The organism is Noviherbaspirillum sp., from assembly GCF_036846085.1.
Taxonomy (GTDB): domain Bacteria; phylum Pseudomonadota; class Gammaproteobacteria; order Burkholderiales; family Burkholderiaceae_D; genus Noviherbaspirillum.
In genome coordinates this window covers 1-11,170 of record NZ_DAIUCO010000179.1, presented here as the reverse complement: position 1 = coordinate 11,170, position 11,170 = coordinate 1, and the positions used below count along the sequence as shown (strand labels likewise).

Here is an 11,170-nt window from a genome sequence, read left to right as displayed (position 1 = left end):
GACGCTGATCGGCGTGTTCCTGGCGCTGATGTTCTTCCGTTCGACGCTGAACCTGTTTTCGATCATCGGCTTCATCATGCTGATGGGACTGGTGACGAAGAATGCGATTCTGCTGGTGGATTTCGCCAACCAGGCGCGCAAGGCCGGCGCGGAGCGCGGCGCGGCACTGCTCGAAGCCGCCCATGTCCGGCTGCGGCCCATCCTGATGACCACGCTGGCGATGGTGTTCGGCATGGTGCCGCTGGCGTTCGGCATGGCGGAAGGTTCGGAACAGCGGGCGCCGATGGGCCAGGCGGTCATCGGCGGCATCATCACCTCGTCGCTTCTGACGCTGGTCGTGGTGCCGGTGGTGTACACCTACCTCGACGACCTGGCGGCCTGGGCGCGGCGCAAGTTCGGCAGTGCCCCCGTGCCGGGCCACGGCAGCATCGAAGCCATGCCGCAGTCCAGGAACGATGATGTCGTTTGATAGAATAGCCGGTTTGTTTCCCTCACCATTTCAACCCATCGAGTCGCAAAAATGAATATCGAACAAGCCCGTTTCAACATGATCGAACAGCAAATCCGGACATGGGATGTGCTCGAACCCGATGTGCTCGAATTGCTGATGGTGGTCAAGCGCGAAGACTTCGTGCCGGAAGCGTACAAGAACCTCGCCTTCGTCGATACCGAAATCCCCCTGCCCTGCGGCCAGTCGATGTTCGCGCCCAAGATGGAAGCGCGGATCCTGCAGGAAGTCGCTGTGAAAAAGCATGAGAGCGTGCTGGAAATCGGCGCTGGCTCCGGCTACATGGCTGCGCTGCTGGCACACAAGGCGCGCCAGGTCACGACGATCGAGATCGAGCCGGAGCTGAAGTCGATGGCGGAAAAGAACCTCGCCGCCAACGGCATCAGCAACGTCGAGGTCGTGCTCGGCAACGGCGCCCGGGGCTGGACCGGCGGCGGCCCCTACGATGTGATCGTCATTTCCGGCTCCTTGCCGGTGCTGCCCGATGCCTTCCTGCAGCAGATCAAGGTTGGCGGCCGGATCTTTGCGATCGTCGGCGAATCACCGGTCATGTTCGCCCAGCTCATCACCCGCACCGGCAACGCCGCCTACGACAAGCGCACCGTTTTCGAAACCGATGTCCGGCCGCTGCGCGAAGCCCTGACGCCGTCCCATTTCAAATTCTGAGAAACCGACATGCAAACCCTGACCGCGCCTGAACTCGCCGTCTGGCTGGCGGACGAGAATCGTCCGAAGCCCCTGCTGCTCGACGTGCGGGAGCCCTGGGAATTCCAGACCTGCCACATCGAGGGCGCAGTGCCGATGCCAATGAATACGGTGCCGGCCCGCATGCAGGAACTGGACGAGGATGCAGCCATCGTCTGCATCTGCCATCACGGCGCCCGCAGCATGTCGGTCGCCGCCTTCCTTGAACGCAACGGCTTTCCCAATGTGATCAACCTGACCGGCGGCGTCCATGCCTGGGCGCAGCAGGTCGACGGCTCGATGCCGACTTATTAACTTTCGCTATCAACCCCCGCACGGAGAAATCAATGCGCAAGCCCCTTATCGCCGCTCTCATCGCCGGCGCGTTTCTGTCGCTCAATGCGTCCGCGGACGACCTGCTGCAGGTATACAAGGAAGCGCTTGTGTACGATGCGCAGATCGCCAGCGCACGCGCAGCCCTGGAGGCTGGGCAGGAGCGCGAGGTGCAGGCGCGCGCTGGCCTGCTGCCGACGGTGGCGCTGTCGGGCAGCTACAACCGCAGCGATCTGAATTCGCGCTCGGGTGGCATCAGCACCGACCGTAACTTCAATGCGAAGGGATATACGCTGTCGATGTCGCAGCCGCTGTTCCGGCTGGCCAACTGGGAGACATACCAGCAGGGGAAGCTGTCGACGGCGGTGAGCGAAGCGCAGTTCGCGCAGGCGCAGCAGGACCTGATCGTGCGCGTGGCACAGGCTTACTTCGATGTGTTGTCGGCGCAGGATGCGCTGGGAACGGTCGAGGCGCAGAAGACCGCCATCACCGAACAGCTTGCCCTGGCGAAGCGCAGCTTCGAGGTCGGTACGGCGACCATCACCGATACTCATGAGGCGCAAGCCCGGTTCGACCTATCGCTGGCGCAGGAGGCCGCGGCACGCAGCGAACTGGAGATCCGGCGCGCGGCCCTGCAGCAGATCATCGGCCGCCAGGCGGGTGCGCTGGCCACGCTTCGGCCCGGCGTGAAGATCAATGCGCCGGAGCCGTCCGCTATCGAACCGTGGGTGCTGAGCGCGGAACAGCAGAACTTCAACGTGCTCAGCCAGCAGCTTGCGCTCGAAATCGCGCAGCGGGAAATCAAGCGCAACCGCGCCACCCACTACCCGACGGTCGACCTGGTCGCCAGCCGCAGCTACAACGACCAGACCGGCACGGCGCTGAGCCCGACCGGCTCCGTCTCCAATAACAACGCGGTCGGCGTGCAGCTGGCGATCCCGCTGTTTTCCGGTTTTGCCATCACCAGCCGGGTGCGTGAAGCGATCGCGCTCGAGGACCAGGCGCGGGCAAACCTGGATACCATACGCCGCACGGCGGCGCAGGGCGCCCGGCAGGCATTCCTTGGTGTGAATTCCGGGCTGGTGCAGGTGCGCGCGCTGGAAGCGGCGGAGATTTCCAGCCAGTCCGCGCTGGAATCGAACCGGCTCGGCTACCAGGTCGGCGTGCGCATCAACATCGACGTGCTGAATGCGCAGCAGCAGTTGTTCACCACCCGCCGCGATCTCGCGAGGGCGCGCTATGACACGATCGTGAACGGGCTGCGGCTGAAGGCGGCTGCCGGCACGCTGAAGGAAGAGGATGTGGTGCTGGTGAATACCTTGCTGACGCAGTAAGGCTGGTCCTGCTGCGTCACACCTCAGTCATTGGACGTTCCTTTCCGCTTGAGGAAGGGAACCTTGCAGCAGGGTTTCTGCCTCAGCAGAAGCAGGGATGGGCAAGTTGATTCCCATGCACTTGCGTGCCCGGCAAAAGCGGGCATTCAACCAGTTCCCTTCCCAAAACAGTGTGATTCTGCGCCGATGAAGGGTAAGATTTTCCCGCTCTGAACTTCTATCCCAGTCGTCTATGTCGCAACTCCCTCCCTTTCCGATTCGCAAGGAATGCCCGCCGGGAGCATGCGTGTGCAAACGCGACGAACTGCTGAATGATCCCCAGGGTGATTTCCGCATCCTGCGATTGACGAACCTGGAAGAGAAAAAGCTCCTCGAGCGCATCGAGAACATTTCCAGCTATGACGATCTGAAGCGCATGCAACAGCGGATGCACGAGCTTCTCGGGATCGTCCTGCAGATTGCGCCGGGTGCGCGCGAAGTGCGCACGATGAGGGGCCTTAACATCCAGGTGCAGGAACTTCCCGGACTGTGCCGGAAGACCCGGCAGTCGATTCCAGCGGCGGTGCGCAGGTGCCTCGAAAAAAATCCGGAGATCGCCTATGCGATCCTGGATGCGCATGACCTGTTCGGCGACGGCTGAACCGGCGCATTCCATGCCCGCTCACGCGCAAGTTCATATTCCACAACAGGAAAGGCCCGCCCTCATCGCCTGACGGGGACAAGGGCGGGCCAGCTCATACGGCCATCAAGCGACCGCGCAATCAGTCCTTGTCGTGCCCTCTCTTCAGCCCGATGACGGTCCCTTCACGGCGCTGGTCGGCGCCGCCATACTGCTTGCCGGTTTTCAGATCGATCACCACGCCCTGCACCGACCCTATCCGCGAATTGCAGGTCGGTACGCCATTGACGACAGGCACCTGATGCCCCAGTGCGACGAGCCGCTGCAGCGTCCCGGCGGAGAAGCCGCTTTCACAGGTGATCGCACCGCCCGCGCTGGTGACAGAAAAACGCGGTGCATCGATCGCCTGCTGGATCGGCATGCCATGGTCGACGAGATTCATGGTGACGTTCAATACCGAATTGATGATGGTGGCGCCGCCCGGAGAACCATATGCGGCAACCGGCTTTCCGTGCTTGAACAGGATCGTCGGTGTCATGGACGAGCGCGGCCGCTTGAGTGGCGCGACGTCGTTGGCACCCGGATTCCCGGTTGCGTCGTTGCGCGCCGGCGTGAAGTTGAAGTCGGTCAACTCGTTGTTGAGCAGGAAACCGTAGCCGGGTACGACGATGCCCGTGCCCCAGGTGTTCTCGATCGTCGTGGTGTACGAGACGACGTTGCCGTGCTTATCGACGACGGAGAAGTGGGTCGTATGGATGCCTTTCTCCTCTTCCTGCGGCGCGACCGGGATACGGGTGGAGGCTGTCACCGTTTCCGCATCGCAGGGCAGCGGATTGCCGGCAGTCGCGGTCGCCAGCCGCTGGTCGGGATTGATGAGCAGCTTTCTCGTATTGACATAACAGGACGAGATCAGGCCACGCTTCGGCACCGGCACAAAGTCTTCATCGCCCATCCAGACGGCACGATCGGCGAAGCCGAGGCGCATCGCTTCCGTCATGACATGCACGGTGCGCGCCGAACCGAAACCGAAGCCCTGCGATGTGTCGCCGATCGGAAACTGCTCCAGCATTTTCAGCATCTGAATGACGGTCAGGCCACCGGACGAAGGCGGCGACATCGACTTGATCGTCACGCCGCGATAGGTGCCTTCCACCGGCTTGCGCAACGCCACGTCATAGCGCGCGAGATCTTCCGTGGTCATGCGGCCGACGCCGGCCTCGCCGAGTGCGGGATTGGTGCGCCGTTGCGCTTCGACGATCGCCTTGGCAATCTCGCCCTTGTAGAACACGCTGCTTCCCTGCCCCGCGAGCAGCCGGAATGTCTTCGCGAGATCCGGTTGTGTCAGCAGGTAGCCTTCGGGCAGCGGATCGCCGTTCGGCAGGCGGAACACCGCGCGTGCTTCGGGTTGCAGGGCGGTCCGTTCATTGTCGATGTCGGCCGCCAGGAAGCGGTTGATCCGGAAACCGCTTTCCGCCAGCGTGATGGCCGGCTCAAGGGTCTTGGCAAGGCTCTTGGTGCCCCAGCGGTTGAGCGCCGTTTCGACGCCGAGCACCGTGCCCGGCACACCGACCGAGTGGCCGCTGGTGGAGGCGGTGGCGAAGGTCTGGTTCAGGAACATGTCGGGCGTGGCCGCGGCAGGCGCACGCTCCCGGGAATCGATGATGACTGTTTCGTTCGTCTTGGCAAGATAGATCATCATGAAGCCGCCGCCGCCGATGCCGGAAAACTGCGGCTCGACGACATTGAGGGCGAACTGGATCGCCGCGGCGGCGTCGATCGCATTGCCGCCGTCTTCGAGCATCTTCGCGCCGGCCTGTGCGGCCAGGGGATGGGAGACCGCGACCACACCCTTGCGGTAGCCGTGTTCCTGTTCGTCGACATTGATCACGCGATGGTCGGCGTGCGGCATGTTGTCGGCGTAGGCGAATCCGGTGGTCAGCGCCGCGACCGCAAGCGGTATTGCGCCAAGCATACGTAGCAGTTTGGTATTCATATCGTCTCTTTCATGTTCGTCCCGGGAATAGAAGCCTGTAATCGCAGTTCGGGTCACAAGCACGTTGCTGATATCCTCCCTTTTTGTCATGCCGGCATCCGCAAAACTTTGCGTGGAATGCGGTGTCATGCATGCATCGGTCGCTTGCAGGAGTCAGCGGCTCCAGGCAGGGCGAAGAATTCGAAACGGCGGTGCCGGGCGTGCATGCGAAATGCGCTGTGTCCGCTTTCGTCATGCATTGGCGCGTTCGCCTGGCATCGGTGCTGCGAACCGCATCCTGATTCGGCATATGGGTCGGTTCGGTGAATCAGTTCGAGTGTCGGGCGTCGACAATCATGTGCGGAAATGAACCTCTCGCGGCGATGGGACGGCGTTGACCGCAACAAGCCCATCGGACAAGACATCCGGATATGCTGTGCTTCAGGCGAGGAAATGAACGTACATCGACAAGCTGCTGTCGGCGCTGCTCCTTACGGTACTGTGTTTGATCGTTGCGGCTTTGAGCGGGATCAATCGCGGCAGGCATGCCGGGGTGCGCGTGGACAGGCCCCATCTCCACGGAAAGGTTGTTCCGTATGAAAACATACATAAGCCACTTTCCCTCCCGTTGCCTGATGAATTTTCTCATTCTTCCATTGCGGAAAGGACGACCGTTCGGGTAGCATCGGGCACCGCAACTTCCATTTTCGCAAGCCTGGACAAGCCACCCGCTGATCGGCTCTTTTATCGTCAAACAACCATCACGAATGCCATGCCCATCCACGACCGCACTACCCGCCTTGCTGATCAGCTTTGCTTGCCGAAGGCCCAGGCTCGTCGCCGCTGCTTGTCAACAGGATTGCTGTCCGTTGTATTCTTCGCTGCGGTGGTTCCGGTACGCGCCCAGGCGCTGGACGCCGACGATCTGGCCGACCTGAGCCTGGAAGAACTGGCCGGCATACGAATCACGTCGGTATCGAAGCGGCCCGAATCGCTTGCCGATGCGCCCTCCTCCATCTTCGTCATTACCGCCACCGATATCCGCCGTTCCGGCGTGACGACGCTTCCCGAGGCGATGCGCCTCGCGCCGAACCTGCAGGTTGCGCGCGTGGACGCAAGGAACTATGCGATCACGGCGCGCGGATTCAACAATCCGTTCGAAAACAAGCTGCTGGTGTTGATCGACGGACGCACCGTCTACAGCCCGCTATTCTCGGGCGTGTACTGGGATGCGCAGGATGTCGTCCTCGAGGATGTCGACCGCATCGAAGTGATCAGCGGTCCGGGAGCGACATTGTGGGGCGCCAATGCCGTGAACGGTGTCATCAACATCATTACCAAGCCGGCGCAACAAACCCAGGGCGCGCTTGCCGCCGCGGGCTTCAGCAAGAATGAACGGCACGGCGCGGCCAGGTACGGCGGCGCGCTGGCGAACGGCGGCCATTACCGCGTCTACGGCAAATACGCAACGAACGACGATACCCAGCGCGCCAACGGCACCTCCGTACTGACGGGCTGGCACAGGAAGCAGGCAGGCTTCCGCACCGATTGGGAAAGCGGAAACCAGCGAATCTCGATACATGGCGATACCTATGACGGCGCCCTGCACCAGCAGGGCACGCGCGACATCAGGATCGCGGGCGCCAATCTGGTCGGCAACATGAATACGACACTGGCGGATGGCTCGAATCTGAGTCTGCAAGCCTATTGGGACTACACGGAAAGAAACCAGCCCAACGCGTTTATCGAGCATCTGCATACCTTTGACCTGCAGCTTCAGCACTCGGTCAAGCTTGCGGACATCCACAACGTGGTCTGGGGCGCCGGCTACCGCCTTGCACTCGATCACGTGAACAATGCCCAATCGTTCGCTTTCCTGCCCGGCTCCCTCAATATGTACTGGGGAAATGTCTTCGTGCAGGATGAAATCGCGCTGCGGGACAACCTGCGCCTGACTGCCGGCCTCAAGCTGGAAAACAATAACTACACCGGCGTCGAATTCCTTCCCACGCTTCGCCTTGCATGGAAGCCAGCCGCCGACAACCTGGTCTGGAGTTCCGCCTCGAGGTCGGTGCGCGCACCCTCCCGGATCGACCGGGATTTCTTCAGTCCCCGCAACCCGGCGGTCGTGAACGGCGTCCCCCAATATGCGGTGGCGGGCGGGCCGGATTTCGATTCCGAAGTCGCCAACGTGTTCGAACTCGGCTACCGCGCCCAGCCGTCGTCGACGCTGTCCTTTTCGGCAACGGCGTTTTATAGCCGGTACGACAGGCTGCGTACGCTGGAGCCGAACCGGAATGGCCCGGGCGCGGTGTTCCGCAATCTCGCGGAAGGAACGAACCGCGGAATCGAGATGTGGGGTACATGGCAGGCGATGCCCGCATGGCGATTGGCCGCGGGCCTCGTCGCCCAGAGAGTCGACACCAAACTGAAACCGGGCAGCCTGGATGCCACCGGCACGACCGGCCTGGCCACCAGCGACCCGTCCCACTATTGGTCCATCCGCTCGTCGTACGACATTGCGCAAGGCAAGGAACTGGACCTGACCCTGAGGCATGTGGGCGCGTTGACCAGGCCGACCGTGCCGGCCTATACCGCGCTGGACGTGCGCTACGGCTGGAAGATCCGGCGTGATCTCGAGTTGTCGGTCGTCGCGCAAAACCTCCTGGACAAATCCCATCCCGAGTACGGCGCGGCGCCGGGACGCAGCGAATACGATCGGGCCTTGTTCGTCAAACTGCTTTGGCGTCGGTAAGCCGGCTGCGACGATCAGACGACATGCATTCCACGCGCATTTTGAGCAACGGCAAGCCGATACCGGCATACCGGCCATCCACATCCCGATGGCGGATGGGACTCGCCCTGCTGCTGCGCGTGCTCGCCTTGTCGCTTGCATTGTGGGCATGGCCTGCGACCTCGATCGCGCAATCCGCGTCCGGCGATCCCGGCATCAACGCGGACGAGGAATCCGTGAAGACCGCATTCCTGTACAAGTTTCCCAACTATGTCGAGTGGCCCGCATCCTCCTTCCCGAAGAGCGATTCCCCCTATGTGATCGGCGTGATGGGCAGCGATGCCATCGCCGGCAGCCTGGCCAGGATGTCGGCCAATCGCAGCATCAAAAACCGCCCGATAGTTGTCAGGAACCTGGAAACAGGCGATTCGCTCAATGGCATTCACGTCCTGTTTATCGGCCGTTCCGAGCGCGCAAGGCTGCCGCAATTGCTCAAGCAGCTCGGGGCGCAGCCAACGCTGACGGTCACCGAAGCCGACGATGCGCTGGCGCAGGGCAGCATGATCAATTTCCGTATCGTCGAAGAGCGCGTGCGCTTCGAGATTTCGCTGGATGCAGCGGACAGGTCAGGCCTGAAACTCAGCTCCAGGCTTTTGGCGCTTGCCACTGTCGTCACAAAAGGCCCCCAGAAATGATCAGGAATGCCGTAAAGCGCTCGATCTCCCGCAAGTTCATGCTTGCCGTGCTGGCGACCACCTCCGCCGCGCTGCTGGTGGCCGGTGCAGCGATGCTCGCGTTCGACATCCGCGAGTACCAGTCAACCTGGGTCAACGACCTGACAACCCAGTCCGATATCCTGGCGCAGGTCAGCCTCCCCGCGCTGGAGTTCAACGACCCCGAGGTGGCAAACGAAAATCTCGATCAGCTGAAAGTGCGGGACAGGATTTTCGCGGCGGCGATTTACCGGCCGGACGGTACCTTGTTTGCGACCTATTCGAAGGACACTGCATCGCCGTTTCGCTTCCCGGTCATGCCGCAGACCGGCGGGCACGCCGTCGACGCCAGCAAGATCGAAGTGTTCACCCGGATCGCGCGAAACAACGAGACGCTGGGCATGGTATACCTCAGCGCCGAATATCCGCTGCTGACCCAGGTAAAGCGCTATCTGACGATCCTCGCGGCGGTGATGGCGGCAAGCCTGCTGATCGCCATCCTGGTGTCGTCTTGGCTCCAGGCCGCCATTACCCGGCCGGTCGTCGCCCTGACGGATGCGGTGAACCAGGTGATCCGGCGCCGTGATTTCTCCATGCGCGTGACGAAATCGACCGAGGACGAGATCGGCATCCTGGTGGACGCGTTCAACGGCATGCTTGCCGAAGTGGGAGACCGGTCAAAGGCGCTTGAAGAATCGAACCGGGCGCTGCAACTCGAAATGACCGAGCGCCTGGCGGCCGAAGAAGCGCTTCGGCAACTCAACATGACGCTGGAAGACCGCATCGTCGAACGGACCGCGGAACTTGAACGTGCCCATGCCCAGCTACGGCAATCGCAAAAGCTCGAAGCGGTCGGACAACTCACCGGCGGCGTGGCGCACGATTTCAACAACGTGCTGCAGGTCATCAACGGCAATCTGCAGCTTTTGCAAATGAGTCTTGCCGGAAACCCGGAGGCGCAACGAAGGCTCGAGACAGCGGCCTATGCCGCCGACCGGGGCGCCAAATTGTCGTCGCAACTCCTCGCTTTCGCCCGCCGTCAGCCATTGCGCCCCGCGCCGACCAATCTCGGCCGGATATTGCGCGGGATGGATGATCTGCTGCGCCGCGCGCTGGGTGAATCCGTCGAGATCGAAACCGTGGTGGCCGGCGGACTATGGACCACCCTGGTTGATCCCAATCAGCTTGAAAACGTCATTCTCAATCTCGCCATCAACGCGCGCGACGCCATGAAGGGCAACGGGAAGCTGACGCTGGAATTGGGTAACGCGATGCTGGACGACCATTATGTATCGACGGAACCGGAAGTCATGGCCGGGCAATATGTCATGCTCGCGATTTCGGATACGGGTTCCGGTATGACGCCGGAAGTCCTCGCCCGCGCATTCGAGCCCTTCTACACGACCAAGCCCGAAGGCGCAGGCACAGGACTCGGCCTCAGCATGGCGTATGGCTTCGTCAAGCAAAGCAACGGCCATATCAAGATTTACAGCGAAGTCGGCAGCGGCACGACGATCCGGGTTTATCTCCCGCGCTCGATGCAGCCTGAAGTGGAAGCCGGTGCGCCGCCAGACAACCAGATCACCGGCGGCGCGGAAACAATCCTCGTGGTGGAAGACGATGCGATCGTGCAAGCCACCGTCGTCGATATGCTTTCACAACTCGGCTACAACATCCTGAAAGCCGGCGATGGCCAGAGCGCACTTCATATTCTCCAAAGCGGCGTTTCCGTCGATTTGCTTTTCACCGATGTCGTCATGCCCGGACCGGTTCGCAGTCCCGACCTTGCACGGCACGCGAGGCAGCTTCTCCCGGATATCGAGGTGCTGTTCACTTCCGGGTACACGCAGAATGCGATCGTCCACGGCGGGCGGCTCGATCCGGGCGTGGAACTTCTCAGCAAGCCGTATCGCAGAGAGGATCTCGCACGCAAGGTCCGACAGATGCTGTCGCAGAAGAAATCCCGTCCGGCCGTTGCGGACAACCTGCATTCCGGACTTCCTGCCGGCGTAACCACCGCGGCTGGCCGCCGCATTCTTGTGGTCGAGGACAATGATGACGCCCGTACCATGCTCGGCGAACTGCTCGCACTGCTGGGACATCATGTGGAAGGGGTGACGACTGCCGAGCAGGCACTCGATCGCCTGCAAGCGGCGCGCTTTGACATCCTGTTGACCGATCTGACGCTGCCGGGAATGGATGGCATCGAACTTGCGCGGAAGGTGACCGAAGACGGAATGGACCTGCGCATCATTTTCTCCACGGGGCACGGG

Annotated in this window: 9 protein-coding genes; 8 read left to right on the top strand and 1 reads right to left on the bottom strand. The window is 61.9% G+C overall.

Annotated features, from left to right (window positions below):
• The 5 genes from V7080_RS18295 to V7080_RS18275 all read left to right on the top strand — a co-directional run.
• Nucleotides 1–469: efflux RND transporter permease subunit (locus V7080_RS18295; RefSeq protein WP_334189830.1), on the top strand; the 469-nt coding region annotated here is incomplete at its 5' end.
• A 51-nt stretch (nucleotides 470–520) separates the two neighbouring features.
• A complete protein-coding gene (locus V7080_RS18290) occupies nucleotides 521–1,174 on the top strand; it encodes a protein-L-isoaspartate O-methyltransferase family protein (protein WP_334189829.1) in 654 nt (217 codons plus the stop codon).
• Nucleotides 1,175–1,183: 9 nt separating this feature from the next.
• Nucleotides 1,184–1,507 carry a rhodanese-like domain-containing protein gene (locus tag V7080_RS18285; RefSeq protein ID WP_334189828.1) on the top strand — a complete coding sequence of 108 codons (324 nt, stop codon included), beginning with the start codon at nucleotides 1,184–1,186 and terminating at the stop codon, nucleotides 1,505–1,507.
• Nucleotides 1,508–1,539: 32 nt separating this feature from the next.
• Nucleotides 1,540–2,859, top strand: coding sequence for a TolC family outer membrane protein (locus tag V7080_RS18280; RefSeq protein WP_334189827.1), 1,320 nt, complete (start codon nucleotides 1,540–1,542; stop codon nucleotides 2,857–2,859).
• A gap of 232 nt (nucleotides 2,860–3,091) precedes the next feature.
• On the top strand, nucleotides 3,092–3,499 hold the full coding sequence (locus V7080_RS18275; RefSeq protein WP_334189826.1) for a hypothetical protein: 408 nt from the start codon (nucleotides 3,092–3,094) through the stop codon (nucleotides 3,497–3,499).
• A gap of 121 nt (nucleotides 3,500–3,620) precedes the next feature.
• Here V7080_RS18275 and ggt read toward each other — a convergent pair whose 3' ends face one another.
• Entirely contained in the window at nucleotides 3,621–5,471 is a 1,851-nt protein-coding gene (gene ggt / locus V7080_RS18270; RefSeq protein WP_334189825.1) for a gamma-glutamyltransferase, read from the bottom strand.
• Nucleotides 5,472–6,222: 751 nt separating this feature from the next.
• Here ggt and V7080_RS18265 point away from each other — a divergent pair.
• From V7080_RS18265 to V7080_RS18255, 3 genes are all read left to right on the top strand, one after another.
• Entirely contained in the window at nucleotides 6,223–8,205 is a 1,983-nt protein-coding gene (locus V7080_RS18265; protein WP_334189824.1) for a TonB-dependent receptor plug domain-containing protein, read from the top strand.
• 23 nt (nucleotides 8,206–8,228) lie between these two features.
• Nucleotides 8,229–8,879, top strand: a complete 651-nt coding sequence (locus tag V7080_RS18260; protein ID WP_334189823.1) for a YfiR family protein — start codon at nucleotides 8,229–8,231, stop codon at nucleotides 8,877–8,879.
• A partial coding sequence (locus tag V7080_RS18255; RefSeq protein WP_334189822.1) for a response regulator occupies nucleotides 8,876–11,170 on the top strand: 2,295 nt, incomplete at its 3' end. The genes V7080_RS18260 and V7080_RS18255, both read left to right, overlap by 4 nt.